Source organism: Desulfosoma sp. (assembly GCA_037481875.1).
Classification (GTDB): domain Bacteria; phylum Desulfobacterota; class Syntrophobacteria; order Syntrophobacterales; family DSM-9756; genus Desulfosoma.
On the sequence record JBBFKY010000006.1, the window covers coordinates 129,950 to 149,605 of the forward strand.

Sequence of the window (19,656 nt, forward strand, 5' to 3'; positions counted from 1 at the left end):
CTTCGGCCCATCACCCCCTTTTCCATTGCACCGCTACTCGGCGTCAAGCCGGCGGCATTTCCTTAATCCTTAAGCGGGCTCGGCCCTAAAGCACGAACCTTTTCCACCATGGTCTTCGCTGCGTCCACAAATTCCTGGCCTTTTCCGGCCATCATGTGAAAAAGGGCGACTCGATCGGCTTCCAGGCCGAGCTTTCCTAGCATGTCCTGAACGTACTTCACCTTCTTCTGGGCTTTTTCAACGCCGTGTTTATACTGGCAACTGTCCGTCTGGCATCCCGCCACATAGACGCCGTCGGCCCCGGCTTCCAAAGCTTTCAGAAGGTGTAGGCTGTCCAGCCGACCCGTGCACGGGAGCTGAATAACCTTAACGTTGTCAGGAAGGGTCAGCCCCATTTTTTCAGAAATCTGGGCGGCCGACGAGGCACAGTTAGCACAGCAATACGCGATGATTTGCGGTTCAAAGGCGCTCATTGGACCACTCCTTGTCATCTGTTTCTTCAAGCCGCGAACCCGGTCCTCACTGCACGGCGGATCCCAAAAGGCTCCGGGCCATGGCAGCAATGTGGTCATCACTTAACCGTCGATAGGAAATCGCCTTGCCTGGGCATTCACTGACACACATGCCGCATCCCTGGCACAATCCTGGGTCGATGAAGGCATGGCCTTGAGGGCTGTCGATAAAGGGGATATGGAACGGGCACGTGCGCACACAAGTGAGGCATACGGCGCATTTGTCTGGATCCACTTCCGCCACGGCACCTCCAACGAGCATCATATCTTGGCTGAGAAGACGCATGGCGCGCGCCGCCGCCGCCCAGCCTTCCGCAAGGCTTTCTTCCACCGGCTTTGGAGCCAGAGCCAGGCCGGCAAAAAAGACACCCTCCGTCTCGCCGTCCACAGGTCGCATCTTGGCAGGGGATTCAGCAAAGAAGCCGTCCGTGTCCAAAGAAACTTTATAAATGGCGGCTAGATTCGATGCTTCTGCAGGGATGATGGCCGTCTGCAGGGAAATGAAATCGGGCGTCAGCGCGATGGGACGGCCAAGAATAGGATCCGTGACCACAACTTTGAGTTGTCCGTTTTCCACACTGACTTGAGGCTTGGAATCCAGGTCGTATCGAATAAAAAAGACACCTTTTTCTCGGGCTTCTTTATAGATTCTTTCCCTTTCACCAAAGGTGCGCACTTCGCGGTACAGGACGTAAATGTCCATGTCCGGATTTTTGGCCTTGAGATCGATGGCGGAGCGGACCGCAAAGGTGCAACAGAGTCGGCTGCAATAGGGACGTTCCGGTTCTCGGCTTCCCACGCACTGGATAAAGACGCCGCATTTGGCGGAAGCAAAGGCGTTGGGATCATCGATGGTTTTCTTGGTAAAATCACTCCAGCGATAGATTTCCGGATGCTGTCCGTAGGCATATTCTTGCGGCTTCAGAGAATGGGCTCCCGTGGCCAAAACCACAACGCCATGTTCCACTTCTTTCTTCTGGCCACCCTGCAACACAGTGGTGATGTAATTGCCGGCAAAGCCTCGAGCCCCCACTACCTCAGCGGAGGTCAGCACAGTGATTTTTGGATTTTGAGAAACCTTGTCGATGGTGGCTTTGAGCAGGTCCTGGACCGATTCCCCTTTCCAAGCGGATCGCACTTTGTGTGCGTGGCCTCCCAAGCGTTCCTTCTTTTCCACCAAGGTCACCGGGACGTCCAGTTCCGCAAAGGCTAAAGCCGCTTGCATGCCGGCCAGCCCGCCTCCGACGACCAAAGCAGACTTCTTTACCGGAACTTTTGTATAGGTCAAAGGTTCCAGCATGCGAGCTTTGAGCACGGCGGTTCGAAAGAGGTTTTCCAGTCGAGGCATCTCCACAGCCGTTGTGCCGAGGGCGCGCAGGTCCACGAATTCGTAAAGGCTCGGATTCAGACCTGCTTCCTTCATGGCGCCTTCAATAAGTTCCTGGTGCATGATGGGGGTGCAGCTGGCATACACGAGACGGTTAACCCCTCCGGATTTGATGCGTTCGGCAAGGCGTCCGAGGGCCGCTGCGTCCTGAAGGTCCAAACGCTCCACAAACGAAACTCCAGGAAGACCCTTGACGAAATCGGCCAAGGGATTCAGAAGGGCTTCAAATTCAGGCAGCTTGGACGGGCACAGGCTCAACACCACGCCCACAGCCGGTGTTTCTCCTCGCACATCACGAAATTCCGGGACGGCTCCGTTTCCGGAGACACCTTTGAGCATGGCCGATGCTTTGCCGGCGGCGGCGGCAGCTTCCACCACGCTTTGATGGACGTCTCGTGGTCCCCCGGCACCGCCGCAAACAAAGACGCCGGGTACATTGGTTTCACAGGGTTTAAAGGTTTCCGAAGCCACATAATGATCTTCCGAAAGGGACACCCCCAACATCTTGGCCAGCCCTTCCAATTCCGCGGAAGGACGCAGACCTACGGAAAGCACGACAAGGTCGAAAGTCTCCGTCTGTTTAAGCCCGTTTTCGTCCACGTATTCCAAAACAAGATCCTCGGTGCCGGCTGCCCTTTCAATGCTGTGAATGCGGCTGCGCACTAAGCGTACGCCCTTTTCCTTGGCCTGATCGAAGTACCGCTCGTAGCCTTTACCGTGAGTGCGCATGTCCATGTAGAAGATGGTGGTTTCGGCGTCTGGAAGGGCATCCTTGAGCTGCACGGCTTCTTTCAAAGCGTACATGCAGCAAACGGAGGAACAATAGGGAGCATCACATTTATTGATTTCACGGGATCCCACACACTGCAGCCATGCCACCTTTTTGGGAGGTTGTCCGTCGGAAGGCCGTTTGGGAACACCCTGAAAAGGCCCTACGGGTTTTTGAAGCCATTCCAGCTCGATGCTGGTCACCACGTTTTCAAAGGCCGCGTAAGCATAGGTGTCATAGGCCTGAGGATCGAATGGTTCCACACCTAAGGCCAAAATCACCGCCTGCGCCTGAATGGGCGTTTCTCCGGCAGGCCCTTTGATGACGGCCTGAAAAGCCCCGGTGGAACCTGAAATACTGGCGACACTGGATTCCGTCCAGGCACGAATGTTGGGATCGAGTTTGCAGAGGATTGCCCGATTGGCAGCCTTACAGCAGCTGCACAGAGGATAAAGCCGATGGAGTTTGGCGACTGTGCCTCCCAGCTCTCTTTCCTTTTCCACCAGATCCACGTGGTAGCCTTGGGCCGCCAGGTCCAAAGCGGCGTTCATTCCAGCAACCCCGCCTCCAACTACCAGGACATTGCCTTTGTTCTTTTTTTCTTGTGTTTGTGTCATACGGTTCCCCTCAACTCTTTGATGGCTCAACGGACAAAAAACACCCCCCCTTCGGGGCGGCATACCCATGCGACGCCTATCACCCTAAGGCGGCTGGCGAAGAAAAAGGCTCTTGTTCCGGCCTATGGTTGAAGGTTCGATGCTCCATGTTGCGGGTAAATGATCCACAAGACACGTTCCTTCTATGTGAAAAAAGAGGCAACGTCAAGTTTCATTCTTGTTGTGGACCGGGAAAACAGACGGCTTTCTCTTTTCTTTTTTAAGCGCCCTGGGAATCCTGGCAGACGGCGGCGACGGCTTTATGGATCAACTGAACATCCGTAAAGTGCTGCAGCTGAATGGCTTTCCCCGGGCATTCAGCGACACAAGCACCGCATCCCTGGCATTTGGCCGGGTCAATGTAAGCTGAGCGGCGAACCGATGTGGTAGGGGTCACCACCACAGGGACTTCATAAGGACAGGTACGCACACAGGTAAGGCAGACGGCGCATTTGGCCGAATCCACCACAGCGACGCGACCGCCTACGAAAAGCTGTTCTTTACTGAGCACGGTAGCGGCTCGAGCCGCCGCTCCCTTGGCCTGGGCGATGGATTCCTCGAGGAATTTGGGACTGTGAGCTAAGCCGCAGAGGTAGAGCCCCGGAGCGGCGAAATCCAAGGGTCGAAGTTTCACGTGGGCTTCCATGAAAAAGCCGTCGGCGTCTGTGCTGAGCTTAAACAATCCGGCCACCTCCGAATTGGAAGCCCTGGGCACGATCGCGGCGCTCAGAACCAGAAGATCGCATCGAAGCTGTATGTTTTCCTTCAGGTTTTGGTCAAACACGCGAATGTGCACGGCGTCTTCTTCAAAAGTCACCTGAGGCTTTTGTTCCGGCTGATACCTTAGAAATCGAACCCCGGCTTCCCGCGCCTTTCGGTATAGAAGTTCTCGAGTGCCAAAGGTTCGAATGTCTCGGTAAAGAATGGAGACATGAGCTTTAGGATTCTTTTCTTTGATCCTCAAAGCGTTGGCCACAGCCGCTGTACAGCACACACGACTGCAGTAGGGTCGCTCTTCGTCTCGAGACCCCACACATTGAATCATGACCACGTGGGAGCTTTTCTCTATGGTGTCCGGGTGTTCAGCGAGAATTTTTTGCAATTGCAACTGGGTGACCACTCGAGGATCCGCCCCGTAACCGTATTCCTTCGGTTGGTATTCTTCGGCGCCTGTCGCGACCACCAAAGCCCCGTACTCCAGGATCTTCTCGCCTTGAGGAGTCTTGGCTCGGCTGATAAAGTGCCCGGCATGGCCTTCAAAGGAAGTGATTTCCGAGGCCGTGAGAACCTGGATGTTGGGATGGTTGAGCACGGTTTCCACGGCTTGGGCCACGGCTTTGGTGACATCGACGCCGCTTGGATGAAAACGCATCCAGGCCCGTGCCTGTCCTCCAAGTTCCGGTTCCCGTTCCACCAGGAAGGTAAAAAACCCCTGGTCGGCCAAATAACGCGCGGCCGTCATTCCCGCCATACCGCCGCCGAGCACCAGAGCTTTTTGGGTCACCGGCACCGGCATTTCATGCAGGGGTTCAAGAAAGAGTGCTTTAGCCACGGCCATGCGCACCAGGTCTTTGGATTTTCTTGTGGCTTCTTCCGGCGTCGTGCCGTGAACCCATGAACACTGATCTCGAATATTGGCCATTTCAAACAGATATTTGTTGACTCCGGCTTCCCGCAGGCATTCCTGGAACAAGGGTTCATGGGTTCGAGGTGAGCAGGAGGCCACCACGACACGGTTGAGGTTTTTTTCCTGAATGATCTTTTTGATTTTTTCCGTGGAATCCGTCGAACAGGTGAAAAGCAGGTCTTCTGCATGAACCACGTTGGGCAAAGTAGCGGCATAGTCGGCCACGGCTTTCACATTCACCACACCGGCAATATTGATACCGCAATGACACACGAAAACCCCAATGCGTGGAATATCTCCGGGCATGGAACGTTCTTGGACGTTCATGGGAGGTGTGGTTCGAGTGTGACGGGCTGACGCAAGTAAGCATTGGGCTGAAGCGGCCGCTGCGCTGGCCTGAGCCACGGTTTCCGGAATGTCCTTGGGGTCGGTGCTCACGCCGCAGGAAAACACGCCGGGCTGCGAAGTCTGGATGGGATCCAGCGGTTCCGAAACGATGAACCCGAATCGATCCACGGCGGTTTGGAGACACTGAGCCGTTTCTTTGGCCTCGTTTGTCACCGAGAGCCCCACGGACAGAACCACCATGTCAAAAATTTCCTTTTGTAGAGTGTTGTTTTCGTCCACGTAGGAAATTTCCAGATTGTGGCCGTCGACGGTTTCCACCAATCGGCTGATTTGGCACCGCACATAGCGCACACCATGCTGCGATTCAGCTCTTTGCCAGTACCTTTCGAAACCTTTTCCCATGGCCCTCAGGTCGATATAGAAAATGGTGGTTTCCACGTCGGGCTCATGATCCTTGGTCACGATAGCCTGTTTGGTGGCGTACATGCAGCAAACACTGGAACAGTAATCCTTGCCGATGGACGCATCCCGGGATCCCACACACTGAATCCATGCGATCCTTTGAGGCACCTCGCCGTCGCTGGGTCGCCGCACATGCCCGCCCGTGGGACCCGAAGCGGCGAGAATGCGTTCATATTCCAAACTGGTGATGACATTAGGATAACGCCCGTAGCCGTATTCGGCTTTTTGAGCCGCATCAAAGGGGCTGAAGCCGCACGCGTAAAGAATAGCCCCAACTTCCACGGTTTCATCTCGGGGCATCATGTTGTGATCGATGGCCTGCGGCAGACACGCATCCACACAGCGGTAGCATTCGCTGCACACTCCGCACTGAAGGCACCTTTGCGCTTCGGCCCGAGCTGTTTCTTCATCAAAGCCCAACTGGACTTCCTGAAAAGAATGAATTCGTTCCTTGGCGTCCAAGCGAGGCATCTCGAATCGAGGCACTTTTCGAACGGGTTTTTCCGGGCATGGTGCCGTGCGGCTTGGAGTCCATCGGCCTTCCCTCAAATCCACGCCTCGAAGATATCGATCGATCGATACGGCCACCTCTTTGCCGGCGGCGATGGCCTGTACCACGGTGGCGGGTCCCGATGTCACATCTCCACCGGCAAAAACACCCGGTCGATTCGTTTCATAGGTCACAGGATCCACCACAAAGGTTCCCCAGCGACTGACCAAGGGGCGGCTTTCCGGATCCATAGCCTCGATGACCGCGGGATCGGTCATGAGCCCCACAGCGGCGATGACACTATCGATCTGTACCTGGTATTCAGATCCCGCCACGGGAATCGGACGGCGTCTTCCACTTTCGTCCGGCTCTCCCAATTCCATACGAATGCATTCAATGGCTTTCACATGCCCTTCCGCATCCCCATGGACGGCCACCGGAGCCGCCAGAAAATGCATCTGGACCCCTTCGTGCAGGGCCTCTTCCACTTCTTCCGGATTGGCCGGCATTTCTTCACGGCTTCTGCGGTAAAAGAGATGGACTTCGTCCACTCCCAATCGTAAACAGGATCGAGCCACATCCATAGCGCAGTTGCCGCCTCCGATCACCGCCACCTTACGGCCGACGGGCGGCCTTTGGCCGCTATTGAGTAATTTGAGAAAGCTTGTTCCGGTGTAAACTTCGCGAAGATTTTCGCCGGGTATATTGAGTTTCAGGTCTGTTTGAGTGCCGATGGCCAGAAAGAACGCTTCGTAGCCTTCTCGGCGAAGGTCTTCCAGCTGAAAGTCTTTTCCCAGAGCGGTATTGGTACGAATGGTCACTCCGAGCCTTTGAATGTATTCGATCTCCGCCCGGAGCACATGGCGGGGCAGGCGGTACTCGGGAATTCCGTAGCGTAACCATCCTCCAGGCTCCGGCATGGCCTCAAAGATGGTCACACTATAGCCTTCCAAGGCCAGATAGTAGGCGGCCGTCAATCCGGCGGGGCCAGCTCCGATGATAGCCACACGTCGTCCGTTGGGTTCCTTTCGTGGAGGCAAAGGCCCCGGGCCTGTTTTGGCTTCCCAGTCAGCCACAAACCTTTTCAGAAAATCGATGGCGACGGGTTCATCCACGGATCCTCGATTACACACGGTTTCGCATGGATGATGGCACACACGGCCGCACACCGCCGGCAAAGGATTATCTTTGCGAATAAGATCCAAAGCTTCCTGGTACCGGCCTTGAGCAATGAGGGCGATATAGCCCTGGACACTGATCCCCGCGGGACAGGCCGCTTTGCAAGGCGCCATGCCTTTTTTGTCAATGGCGAAGGTGGAAGGGATGGCCTGAGGAAAATGACGATAAATGGCTTTGCGGGTGTTGAGCCCCTGATTGAATTCGGCCGGAATTTCCACGGGACATACGCGCAAACATTCTCCGCAGGCTGTGCAGCGGTCTTCCAGCACATAGCGAGGTTCACGCCGCAATGTCACCTGAAACCGCCCTGGTTCACCTTCCAAACGGATGACGTTGGTGCGTGTGAGAATATCGATATTGGGATGGCTGGCCACTTCGATAAGTTTTGGCGAAATCATACAGGTGGAACAATCGTTGGTGGGAAAGGTCTTATCCAGTTTGGCCATGTTGCCGCCGATACTGATATCCTTTTCCACCAGCAGGACACGAAAACCGCTGTTGGCCAAATCCAGGCTTGCCTGCATACCCGCAATGCCGCCTCCAATGACCATAACCGAACCGTTGACGGACCCCGAGAATGTCGATTGCGCGCTCATGACGCCTCCCTGTCGTCTTTCAGGTACCGTGTTTCAACTCAAGTCGATGGTTGCGTTTTTGTCAAAGCCCAACGGAAGTGAGTACGGGCTCACCATCCACTATATGGCGTTTGAGCCAGTCTCGAGCGCTGCGTTCTCCAAGTGCAAGGCCGATGAGGTCTGTGAAGTAAAACACGGGTATGGGCATGGTGAGCCCCTGTTGATGGAGAATGCGGTTTTGGTACATGTCCAGATTGGCATGGCACATTTGGCAAGAAACCACGATGCAATGAGCGCCCTGGTCGGAAGCCCTTTTGAGAAGCTTGCCCACCAAGGCTATGACCAGGTCCTGCCGAGCCACCGCGTGGCTGGCGCCGCAACAGTCGGTCTTGTATGGCCAATCGAGAACCTCCACCCCCACGGTTTCCAACAGACGATCCATATTCGTCGGGTTTTCCCATGCTTGCGCATCGGTGATTTTGGGTGGTCGGTTCACCATACATCCATAATAACATACCGCCCGAAGACCCGTTAGGGGACGAACGACTTTCCGCGCCAATTCTTCCAGGATGGAAGGCTGACAGAAATACTCCACCAGATCCCAAACACGAACCGGAACTTCCCCTTCGGCCAAAGGATCCCGAGATGCCTTTTTCTTCAAGGCTTTTTCGGCTGTTTTCAATCGGTTATAGCAAAGGGCGCACGGTGCCGTAAGATCACTCAGTCCCTGCTCTTGGGCCAGAAGAAGATTTCGTGCCGGTAACGCCACCGAAAGTTCTTGGTCTAGACTGTGAGCCGCCGTAGCTCCACAACAGTTCCAATCGTCCAGCTCGATAAGTTGAATGCCCAGCACGCGACAAACGCCCTCAATGGATTCGGCATAATCGCGCGCCGTTCCTTCCAAAGAACATCCGGGATAGTAACCCACGGAAAACATAACCACTCCTTTGTGAGGGATCAGGAAGATACCGAAGAGTTCTTTGCTTCGGGGGATTGCATAGGTTTTTGAAAATGGCGCTGCAAATCCGACATTCGGCGTATGCCGTGGGCTCGCAAAGGCAGTCGGCCTCGACGCCATAAGGCGAGACCCAAGCGAATTTCATCCCAGAAGGTGCCTTCTTTAAGTTTGGCTTTCCAGGCACCGCTGGAAAGCATGTAGCGTTGTAGAAGCCCGGTTTCAAAGATGCGACCGCGTCGACCGATGTCGCTGAGAAAAGCTTCGTGAAAGGCATAGGTCAGGTTAGCCCTCGGGTCCACGAGACCTCTGGCATGGGCCTGTTGTTTGAGGTAGTCCATAAGGCCGGCGATGTCGATATCGTTCGGGCATCGTGTGGTGCAGGTTTCACAGGAGGAACAGACCCAGATGGTGGCGCTGGAAAGAACTTTTTCTTCCAGACCCAAAAGCAGATAGCGCACAATCTGATCCGGATAATAGTCCATGGCAAAGGTCAGAGGACACCCGCTGGTGCATTTGCGGCACTGGTAACACAATTCCGGCTGTATGCCGCTTAAAGCCGACACCCGCTGCGTCGCATCGTAGTTGGGTTCCAAAAAGGTTTCTTCCACCACGTGCTCCATAGCCACCTCCAGGCAAAAAAAAGAGAACGGAACACACGTTCCGTTCTCGTCAGGGGAACACTTCAGCGCTTTCAAAGACGCCTAGGCTCGCAGGAACGTTTTTTCTAAGGCGCAAGAAACTCCGCCACCAGTTGATCCCACTTGAGGTGCGGCACGCTGCCATAAATGTCCTCAACCACCTCACCACCGGTGGCCGCCAAAGGCAGCTCGCTTTCCGGAGCCACCAGGGCTTCCAACCGGTGCACTTCGGCGCTGAGCCAGGTTCGAGCAGCCTGGTCGGCGTACAGTTCCGTCAGTTCTTTCTTAAGATGGCGCGGCTCCACAACCACGAGCCACCCATCCCCGTAGGGATCCTCCTTAACAATCCGAGGGTTCTCCACGGCTTTGTGGTTCACTGCAACGACCACGCCGTCCAAAGGGGCTACAAAAGGCGCAATCTTTTCTTCTCGCCGGAACGTCCATGCCGTAACATTCCTTTCCACATGAACGCCTAACTTGGGTAACCGAACATGGGTAATATATCCTAACAAGTGCATGGTGAAATCATCAACCCCAAAACGCACCAATCCTCCATGTTCGACGCGAGCCCACGTGTGGCGTGGATGGTAATAGTAGCCGTCAGCCATCAAGAATCCCGAAACGCGCTCCAACTTAGGCACCCCAAGCACCTCGGTCATGGTGCGGTGTTCCAGGATCTGATCAAATTCACAGGTGGCGCATTCATAGGCATTCCCGCAGGAACGCACCGGTACCCGCCCCGTGATCATGTGCCGACATTCCTTCTGGGCATAAACTTTTTCTTGATATTCGGAGCGCCATGATTGAAACTGAGGCTCAAGGGTTTCCAACCTTCGGGACATGGCCTTGTCAAAGGAACACGTGAGGCAATCATAAGCGTTGTCACACAGCTTGAAGTTGATCACACCGGCCTTCATCCACACACAGGGATGGTCCCCCTCAAGACCGAAAACCCGAACCCTGGCTTTTTTGTCGTGAATCGATGTCACCTTCATGGGGATAACCTCCTTTCAAGGGTCATAGGTTACCCATTGGAAGAGCATCAAGTATGCCAAACGGTCCTGAAACAAAAAGAAAGGCTTAACTCTTCGAAAGCATAAATAATTCCGAGTCATTTTTTAAAAAGCGGACACGCCTTTGACCTTGCGGTTTCTTGCAGGGTATGGTGAAAGAAACAACAGCCTGTTGTTATTTTCAGCAGGGACCAGATTTGGTTGGGATTCAAGGCTTTGTGAAAAGGCTGGAAGGGAGTGGGGAGGGACAAGGATGCCAGGCCGAGACAAGGATCGACCCATGCGCATTGCGGTCATTGGAGGGGGCCGGCGGTGCAAGGCGTTGCTGGAAATGATGGATGAGCGACGCTTTCCGAGGCTGAAGGCTCAGATTGTGGCCGTAGCGGATCCCAATCAGGAAGCGGTGGGTGTGCAGCGGGCCAAGGCCATGGGCATTATGGTCACGACCGATTACAAGGATTTTTACAAGATTCCCGACCTGGATCTGGTCATTCAGCTCACGGGAAAAGAAGAGCTTCTCGATGATTTCATCAAGCACAGCCCCGCCAAGGTGCGCGTGCTGGAATCCGCCATTTCACGCCTTTTTGGCGACATTATTCGGTTTCAAGAAGAATTCCTCTTGCGTGAACGTCAGCTGGAACTGGTGGAACAGATCGTGGAAAGCATGTTTTCCAGCATTCGAGACCGGGTGCTGATTCTTCAGCCGGATCGAAAGATCGTGGATGCCAACCAGGCCTTTCTTGACTGGGTTGGGATCCGTAAAGAGGAGCTTCTTGGCAAGTTTTGCCATCAGATTTCGCACCGATCCCTAGAGCCGTGTGTTCAGTTGAGCTCACCTTGCCCATTAGAGGAATGCTTGCAGACGGGCTGTGTCGGGCATGCCATTCACGAACATTACGACCGAAACAATGAAATGCGTTATTGTGAGGTGACCACTCTGCCCCTCAAGGGCCGAAACGGCGCTGTGGACCTAATCCTGGAAGTCCAAAGGGACATCACCAACGAGCTTCAAAAAAAGCTGGAGCAAAAGACCCAAGACCTCAAAAGGGATTTGGCGCGGCTCATTCACGAAGACAAGATGATTGCTCTTGGGAAACTGGTGGCCAGTGCCGTTCACGAAATCAACAATCCTCTATCGGGGATTCATGCTCTGGCGAGGCTCATGCGCCGCCAGCTGGATGAAGGCCTTTCGCCCTCGGATCTGGAACAGTTCAAGTATTATCTCCAGCTCATCGATACGGAATCGGCTCGCTGCAGCACCATTGTGTCCAATCTTCTCTCTTTTGCCCGCCAATGCAAGTTGGAGCGGCGTTCCTTTGACATCAACCGAGTCCTAGAAAACGTGGTGTTGCTGAGCCGACATCGCATGGAATTGCAGCATGTGAATTTGGTCCTGGAACTGGACGATACCTTGCCGGAAATCGAGGGGGATCCCGGGCAGATTCAACAATGTTTTATCAATCTGGTTTTCAATGCCTTGGAAGCCATGCCGGAAGGAGGGCGCCTGGCCGTCAGGACGGCCTTGGATACCAAGCGCCGCGAAGTGCGTGTGGACGTGGAAGACACCGGTGTGGGTATTCCCAAGGAACTTTTGTCGCAGATTTTTGAACCTTTCTTCAGCACCAAGAGCCAGGACAAAGGTGTGGGGCTTGGTCTTTCCGTGGTCTATGGTATCGTGAAAGAACATCTTGGCTCTATTTACGTCAAGAGTGAGGTGGGAAAAGGTTCGTGCTTTACGGTGCGCTTTCCCATTCCATCGAAAACCTCGGGACAAGGGCGGGAAGCCTAATGGCAGGGCGTTTCAAAATCCTTGTGGTGGATGACGAACTGATTGTTCGGGAATCTCTGGTAGCCTGGCTCAAAAAGGGAGGATACCAGGTGGCGGCCGCCTCGGGAGGTCGCGAAGCCTTGGAGAGTGTGGAAAGAGCCGCCTATGATTTGATCTTCTTGGACATCAAGATGCCGGATATGAACGGCATCGACGTCCTCAAAGAAATCAAGCAACGTTACCCCGGCACAATGGTGGTCATGATCACCGCCTATGGTTCTGTGGAAAGTGCGGTGGAAGCCATGAAGCTGGGTGCCAACGATTACCTCATGAAACCCTTTGAACCGGAACAGCTGGCCCTATTGGTGGAAAAGCTGCTGCAGCACAAAAAGCTCATCGACGAAAACATTCTCCTTCGAGAACAAATCGCGACGGCGGCTGTGGAACGTTACCAGGACATGATCGGCGTGTCCCCGGCCATGCAGGCCCTGTTTGATATGCTCGAAAGAGTTGCCTCCGTGGATTCTCCGGTGCTCATCAAGGGCGAAACAGGAACCGGAAAGGAACTGGTGGCCAAGGCCATTCATGCGCGCAGCCCGCGCCGTTACGCTCCCTTTATCGCCATCAATTGCGGCGCCTTCACGGAAACCCTTTTGGAAAGCGAACTTTTCGGACATGAGGTGGGCTCCTTTACGGGAGCCGTCAAGGCGAAAAAGGGACGGCTGGAACTGGTGCGCGGCGGCACCCTTTTTCTGGATGAGGTGGGCGAGATTCCCATGAAAATGCAGGTGGATCTGTTGCGCGTGTTGGAAGAACATCGAATGCATCGAGTCGGAGGGACTCGTGACATTCCCGTGGATTTTCGCCTCATTTCCGCAACCCATCGGGACCTGGTCAAGGCCATCGAGGAAGGCTCTTTTCGTCGCGATTTTTACTTTCGGCTCAACGTGGTGGAGCTGGAAGTGCCTCCGCTTCGAGCGCGCCGAGAAGATATTCCCATTCTCGCTGATTTTTTCCTGCGCCGCTTTCGAAAAGAAACCAATAAGCCTGTGGAAGGCCTGGATAAGAAAGCCGTGGATCTACTGTGTTCTTATGATTGGCCCGGCAATGTACGAGAACTGGAAAACGCGGTGGAAAGGGCTGTGGTGCTGGCTCAGGGAAGGATTCTCACCGAAGAGGATTTCGCCTTCTTGAAAAAAACAACGGGGGGTGTGGAACCCAGGTCCTTGGAAGAGATGGAAAAGTTTCATATTCAGAGGATCTTGAACCAGTGCCGCGGAAACATCAGCCAAGCGGCACGCATTCTCAAGATCAACCGCACGACGCTGCACCATAAAATCAGAAAATACGGGCTGCAGGGGAACACGTGAAGGCCGCCGAGGACCTTGAGGGTTTTGCCCAGAGGCGGTCTGAGGCCGCCGTTGGCATTGTGCCCATAGGAGACGTGGGGGAAGCGGCGGTGCGTATGGTGGCCGCCAATCTTCAGGCGGTGCTCGGGTTAGCGGTCACGAGGCTGGAGCGTCAAGCCGTCCCTGAGGCTTGTTACGTTGTTGAGCGCCGTCAATACGATGCCTCCAAGCTCATCGCCCACCTTCAGGAATGGAGTGCGCCCCTGCCGTACAGGAAAATCCTTGCCGTTTTGTCCGTGGACTTGGGAGTTCCCATTTTACGGTATGTTTTCGGGGAAGCCCAGGTGGGGGGACGCTGCGCCGTAGTTTCCGGGTTTCGACTGCGCCGCAATCCGGACGGCACAGATGTGAGCCTGGACCATTACTATGAAAGACTGGCCAAGGTGGCCCTTCATGAAACGGGACATACCTTTTCCCTTTTTCACTGTGATGATTCACGGTGCCTCATGCATTTTGCCCCCACTGTGGAACGCCTGGACCGAATTCGGCTTTTTTTTTGTTCCCGCTGTGATTTTTTGTGGAAAGAGACCCGTAAAAACCTGATCTTAGCGCATCCCGAATGAAAACATGACGGAACGCGTCAGGCACCTTGACAATAAAAAGCCCATTAGATATACGTCTCTCTGTGAAAATTGTCTCATTATCCGCGCCACACATGCCATGGAGGCTTCCGGGTTCGTGAGGAGGCCCAAGGGTCACATGCCACAGCGAGTTACCGATGAGTGACTTTCAACCGAGAATCGTGGCTTTTTGTTGCATGTACTGAGCCTACACGGCAGCGGACCTGGCAGGTTCGATGAGGCTCAATTATCCGCCCAACGTGCGCATCGTGAATGTGCCGTGTACGGGGCGCGTGGACATGATTCATTTGTTGAAAGCCATCGAGACGGGAGCCGACGGGGTGTATGTGGCCGGCTGCATGGAGGGGGAATGCCATTTCCGCAATGGCAATATCAAAGCCAAGCGGAGAGTGATGGCGGTCAAAAAGATTTTGCAGGACATTGGACTGGAGCCGGAACGTGTGGAAATGTTTAACGTATCGGCGTCCGATGGCCCAAGGTTTGCGGCCATAGCGCGTGAGATGACGGAGCGGATTCGAGCCCTCGGCCCCAGCCCTTTGCGGGGGTCCGAGGAATGTGTGTCGTGGATGGAAGCCGTGTGATCGGTGAATTTTTGGGACTGCTATAAGCCAACGCGCAGTGGGGGTGCGGACCGAGCCGGCCCGCATCACGGGTGACGGACCAGTCCGCGGGTGTACGGCATCCGAGGACGCGCCAAGGGAGGGAAGGATTTATGGTTGTTGCCGAAAGGAAACCCATCGAGGAAATCCTTGCGATGGTAGCCGACTTTAAGAAGGTGTTGCTGGTCGGCTGCAAGGGGTGCGTGACGGTCTGTTGTGCCGGAGGCACCAAGGAAGTGGGCATCTTGGGATCCGCGCTTCGGATTGCCAGGAAAAAAGAAGGGCGTCCGTTGGAGGTTGTAGAACACACGTTGGAGCGTCAGTGTGATCCCGAGTATGTGGATCAGCTGGCTCCTATGCTCAAGGACAATGGTTTTGATGCGGTTTTGTCCATGGCCTGCAGCGTCGGCCCTCAGTTCATCGCCAAGAGGTACACCATTCCCGTGTACCCCATGTTGAACACCACCTTCATCGGCGGTGCTCTGGAACACGGTGTCTGGGCGGAATTCTGTCAATCCTGTGGCAACTGTATTATCCACAACTTCGGCGGCTTGTGTCCCATTGCGCGTTGCTCCAAGAGCCTCATGAACGGGCCGTGCGGAGGATCCGCCAACAAGAAATGTGAAGTGAGCCCGGAGATCGACTGTATTTGGCATTTGATCTACGACCGCATGGTGGAACTCGGACAATTGGAGAAGCTCCGCCCCGTGTTTCCCATCAAGGATTGGTCCACGAGCCGCGATGGTGGTCCTCGTAAGATCGTGAGGGAGGATTTGAAACTATGAAAGCCGGAAGCAACCTGGAGAAAGTTTTTACTCAAGGGCATTTCGCAGTCACTGGTGAGTTGGGTCCTCCTCGCGGCGCTTCAGTCGAAGTCATTGAAAAGAAGGCTGGTTATTTGCGCGGTGTGGTGGATTCCATCAACGTGACGGACAACCAAACCTCGGTGGTGCGTATGTCCAGCGTGGCGGTTTGCAAGCTGCTGGTGGACATGGGCCTGGAACCCAACCTGCAGATGGTGTGTCGGGACCGCAACCGCATCGCCATGCAAAGTGATCTTCTTGGAGCCTATGCGCTGGGCATTCGAAACGTCCTGTGTCTTTCCGGAGACCACAACCGCTTCGGGGATCATCCGCAATCCAAAAACGTCTTTGACGTGGATTCCATGCAACTGATCAGCATCGTGAAAAAACTTCGGGATGAAGGCAAGATGCTGAGCGGGCAGGAATTGGAAGGGGTGCCCAAATTTTTCATCGGAGCGGCCGCCAACCCCTTTGGGGATCCTTTTGAATTTCGAGTGACTCGGTTGGCCAAGAAAATCGATGCCGGAGCGGACTTCATTCAAACCCAGTGCATCTACAACATGGAAAAATTCAAAAAATACATGCACATAGCTCATGAAGAAGGGCTCACCGAAAAGTGCTACATCATGGCGGGGATCACTCCTTTGAAATCCGTCGGTATGGCTCGTTATATGGCCAATTTCGTGCCCGGTCTGGATGTGCCCGAATATTACATCAATCGTCTGAAGGGCGTGGACAAGAAGAAGCAGGCGGATGAAGGCATCAAGATTGCTGTGGAGCAGATTCAGGAGGTTCGGGAAATCCCAGGAGTCAAGGGCATTCACCTGATGGCCATCGAATGGGAACACAAGGTGCCCGAGATCTTGCAGGCGGCCGGACTGCTGCCAAGGCCTTCCGTGAACTGAAACATTCCTCGGGAATCGAAAACTCAAGAGGTGGAACCCATGTTCCACCTCTTTTTTTTGGCCCGGACCACGACACCAAGCCAGGGCGCGGAGCTGTGGTTGACACAAGGGTAGGCTGGCGAATAGGATGTTTCTCTGGATCCAAAAAGGGAAAACATGGGCGCACAAGAAGGAGGAGTCTTCCATGGGTTTAACGGTGGCGTTTGGAGGCAAAGGGGGTACGGGCAAGACAACCCTCGCCGGCCTCTTGATTCGATATCTGATTGAAAAAGGAATGAAGCCCGTCTTGGCGGTGGATGCGGATTCCAACGCAAACCTCAATGAGGTCTTGGGGGTTCGTCTGGAGGAAACCCTATCCCAAGCCAGGGAGATGATGAAAAAGGATGTGCCTACGGGTATGACCAAGGACATCTTCATGGAAATGAAAGTGGAACAAGCCTTGGTGGAAGGTGACGGGTTCGACCTCATCGCCATGGGCCAGCCTGAAGGACCCGGCTGTTATTGCGCAGCCAATAATCTGTTGGCGAGCCTTCTTGACCGCCTGATGAAAAACTACCAGTACCTGGTTATTGACAACGAAGCCGGCATGGAACATTTCAGTCGTCTCACCCAAAAGGATGTGGATGTACTGATGCTGGTTTCCGATCCCAGCCGTCGAGGCTTAACGGCTGCTTGTCGCATTTCGGAACTGGTGGATTCCTTGCCCATGAGGGTGGGTAAGAAGATTCTTGTGGTCAACCAAGTTCAGGAACCCATAGCGTGGCCCGAAGAAGTGGTGAAAGTCTTTTCCAACGGAAATATTTATACCATACCTGCGGATCCACTGTTGGTTCAGTTCGACATGGAAGGGAAACCCACCAGCCGGCTTCCCAAGGATTCCAAAGTGGTGCAGGCGGCTTGGGCTCTGTTTGACAAAGTGCTTCAAGAGCAAAAGCCGGCTTGAGGCGAAGAAAGCCCTTTTCGGTCAATGGAGACAGAGGGGAGGGGGAGTTTATGGTGGCCGTTGGACAGGCGTTGTTGAGCGTGACAGACAAGACAGGTTTGGTGCCTTTCGCTCAGGGCTTGGTCCGGCATGGGGTTCGGCTGCTTTCGACGGGCGGCACGGCCAAGGTTCTTCTGGAAGCCGGTGTTCCTCTTCGAGAGGTGTCGGATTACACGGGTTTTCCGGAGATGTTGGACGGTCGTGTCAAGACTCTGCAGCCCAAAATCCACGGTGGGATTTTGGCCATGAGGGATCGGCGTGAGCACATGGAGACATTGGCGGCGCACGGCATCGAACCCATCGACATGGTGGTGGTGAATCTGTACGCTTTTGAAAAGACCATTGCGAATCCCCAATGTCGCTTTGAAGATGCCATTGAAAACATCGATATCGGGGGGCCGGCGCTTATTCGCGCAGCGGCAAAAAACCATGCCCATGTGGTGGTGGTCACGGATCCCGAAGATTACGGAGCTGTCCTTCAGGAAATGGATGCCACGGGTGGTAAGGTATCGGCGGCCACACGGCTTCGATTGGCCGCCAAGGCTTTTTGTCTAACCCACCGTTATGATGGGGCGATCTGTCGATATCTCGAGAGCCGGTAAGGGATAGCCATACTGTAGACGTGGTGCCGAAAGCGGGGATTTCCCCGCTTTCGTGTTCTTGATGCCTGAGCGCGTGAGGAAGGGATTTATGAAGATACTTGTGGTGGGAAGCGGCGGTAGGGATCATGCCATTGCTTGGAAATTTACGCAAAGCGATCGGGTCAAAAAGGTTTATGTCGCCCATGGCAACGCCGGCATTTCGCAGATCGCTCAATGCGTGGATGCCCAGGAGCCGGAAGAGATTGCGAATTTTGCCCAAAAGGAAGGGATCGATTTGACCTTTGTCGGCCCAGAGAAGCCTCTTTCAGCCGGAATCGTGGACCTTTTTGAAAGTCGGGGTTTAGCCATTATCGGGCCCAATAGAAGAGCGAGTCGGCTGGAGTCCAGCAAATGCGACACCAAGATTATGCTTCGAGACTTGGGGATTCCCGTGCCGGAATTTGCCGTTTTTTCCGATCCTGACGCAGCCCGTGCCTATGTGCGTTCCGTCGGATACCCGGTGGTGGTCAAGGCCGACGGGTTGGCGGCCGGCAAGGGATCTTTGGTCTGTAACGATGTGGCTGAAGCGGAAGCGGCCGTTCACGACATCATGGAAGCTAGAATTTTTGGGGACGCCGGATCCCGGGTGGACATTGAAAAGCGCCTCTATGGCCGAGAACTGTCCTTTTTCTGTTTTTCCGACGGGTACAGCCTTGTTCCCATGGTGGCCGCTCAGGACTACAAGCGCGCCTATGATGACGACCAGGGAAAAAACACAGGCGGCATGGGTTCCTATTCGCCTCATCCGTGGCTGAATGACGCACTCGTGGAAATCATCATGAGCCGGGTTGCCAGGCCTTTGATTCACGGCATTCGGGAAAAGCACGGCATCCTTTATCGTGGCATCCTCTATCTAGGTCTCATGCTGGTGCAGGAAGGCTCAAGCATCACGCCTTACGTCCTGGAAATCAACATTCGCCTAGGGGATCCTGAAGCTCAGGTCATCCTTCCTCGCTTGAAAACGGATTTGGTGGATGTCTGCGAAGCCATTCTGGCCGGACGGCTTCAGAATGTGCCCTTGCAGTGGGATCCTCATTACCGCCTATGTTTGATAGCTGTCAGCGGTCGCACCAAGGGTAAGAAAGGTTGGTATAAGGGTTATCCGGATCGCTACAAAATCGGTGTGCCCATTCAGGGTCTTGAAATGGTAGATTCCCGGTGTCTGGTGTTCCACTCAGGCACAGGATGGAGCGAGGATGGAACTTTGGTCACCACGGGCGGTAGAGTTTTAGGTATTGTGAGTTCTGGTGAGACCTTGGCCGAAGCCAGAGCTGTGGCCTATCGTGAAATGGAAAAAATTCAATTTGAAGGCATCTATTATCGCAAAGACATCGGCAGAGATTGAAAAAAACAG

The 19,656-nt window shown here is 54.4% G+C and carries 15 protein-coding genes; 9 read left to right on the top strand and 6 right to left on the bottom strand.

The window, feature by feature from the left end; translation table 11 throughout:
- Positions 1–62: 62 nt before the first annotated feature.
- The 6 genes from WHS46_09845 to WHS46_09870 all read right to left on the bottom strand — a co-directional run bounded on the left by WHS46_09845 (position 63) and on the right by WHS46_09870 (position 10,596).
- A complete protein-coding gene (locus WHS46_09845) occupies positions 63–473 on the bottom strand; it encodes a hydrogenase iron-sulfur subunit (protein MEJ5348976.1) in 411 nt (136 codons plus the stop codon).
- 46 nt (positions 474–519) lie between these two features.
- Complete coding sequence (locus WHS46_09850) at positions 520–3,285, bottom strand: FAD-dependent oxidoreductase (GenBank protein MEJ5348977.1); 2,766 nt, start codon at positions 3,283–3,285, stop codon at positions 520–522.
- 259 nt (positions 3,286–3,544) lie between these two features.
- Positions 3,545–8,026, bottom strand: coding sequence for an NAD(P)-binding protein (locus WHS46_09855; GenBank protein ID MEJ5348978.1), 4,482 nt, complete (start codon positions 8,024–8,026; stop codon positions 3,545–3,547).
- Positions 8,027–8,087: 61 nt separating this feature from the next.
- Positions 8,088–8,942: a CoB--CoM heterodisulfide reductase iron-sulfur subunit B family protein gene (locus tag WHS46_09860; GenBank protein ID MEJ5348979.1), complete on the bottom strand. Its 855-nt coding sequence runs from the start codon at positions 8,940–8,942 to the stop codon at positions 8,088–8,090.
- A gap of 20 nt (positions 8,943–8,962) precedes the next feature.
- The gene (locus WHS46_09865; protein ID MEJ5348980.1) at positions 8,963–9,583 is read right to left on the bottom strand and encodes a 4Fe-4S dicluster domain-containing protein; all 621 of its coding nucleotides are present in this window, start codon (positions 9,581–9,583) and stop codon (positions 8,963–8,965) included.
- A gap of 104 nt (positions 9,584–9,687) precedes the next feature.
- On the bottom strand, positions 9,688–10,596 hold the full coding sequence (locus WHS46_09870) for a glycine cleavage system protein H (protein MEJ5348981.1): 909 nt from the start codon (positions 10,594–10,596) through the stop codon (positions 9,688–9,690).
- A gap of 298 nt (positions 10,597–10,894) precedes the next feature.
- Between WHS46_09870 and WHS46_09875 the strand changes: the two genes are divergently transcribed.
- The 9 genes from WHS46_09875 (at position 10,895) to purD (ending at position 19,647) form a co-directional block, all read left to right on the top strand.
- Entirely contained in the window at positions 10,895–12,403 is a 1,509-nt protein-coding gene (locus WHS46_09875) for an ATP-binding protein (GenBank protein ID MEJ5348982.1), read from the top strand.
- Complete coding sequence (locus tag WHS46_09880; protein MEJ5348983.1) at positions 12,403–13,752, top strand: sigma-54 dependent transcriptional regulator; 1,350 nt, start codon at positions 12,403–12,405, stop codon at positions 13,750–13,752. The genes WHS46_09875 and WHS46_09880 overlap by 1 nt, the downstream gene beginning before the upstream one ends.
- Entirely contained in the window at positions 13,749–14,354 is a 606-nt protein-coding gene (locus tag WHS46_09885) for an archaemetzincin family Zn-dependent metalloprotease (GenBank protein ID MEJ5348984.1), read from the top strand. Before WHS46_09880 ends, WHS46_09885 begins: the two co-directional genes overlap by 4 nt.
- 155 nt (positions 14,355–14,509) lie before the next feature.
- Positions 14,510–14,953, top strand: a complete 444-nt coding sequence (locus WHS46_09890; protein MEJ5348985.1) for a hydrogenase iron-sulfur subunit — start codon at positions 14,510–14,512, stop codon at positions 14,951–14,953.
- 131 nt (positions 14,954–15,084) lie between these two features.
- The gene (locus WHS46_09895) at positions 15,085–15,756 is read left to right on the top strand and encodes a methylenetetrahydrofolate reductase C-terminal domain-containing protein (GenBank protein MEJ5348986.1); all 672 of its coding nucleotides are present in this window, start codon (positions 15,085–15,087) and stop codon (positions 15,754–15,756) included.
- The gene (locus WHS46_09900) at positions 15,753–16,679 is read left to right on the top strand and encodes a methylenetetrahydrofolate reductase (protein ID MEJ5348987.1); all 927 of its coding nucleotides are present in this window, start codon (positions 15,753–15,755) and stop codon (positions 16,677–16,679) included. Before WHS46_09895 ends, WHS46_09900 begins: the two co-directional genes overlap by 4 nt.
- A gap of 184 nt (positions 16,680–16,863) precedes the next feature.
- Entirely contained in the window at positions 16,864–17,622 is a 759-nt protein-coding gene (locus WHS46_09905) for an AAA family ATPase (protein ID MEJ5348988.1), read from the top strand.
- A 50-nt stretch (positions 17,623–17,672) separates the two neighbouring features.
- Positions 17,673–18,263 (top strand): IMP cyclohydrolase, encoded by a 591-nt coding sequence (locus WHS46_09910; protein MEJ5348989.1) that lies wholly within the window; start codon positions 17,673–17,675, stop codon positions 18,261–18,263.
- An 88-nt stretch (positions 18,264–18,351) separates the two neighbouring features.
- A complete protein-coding gene (gene purD, locus WHS46_09915; GenBank protein MEJ5348990.1) occupies positions 18,352–19,647 on the top strand; it encodes a phosphoribosylamine--glycine ligase in 1,296 nt (431 codons plus the stop codon).
- Positions 19,648–19,656 lie beyond the last annotated feature (9 nt).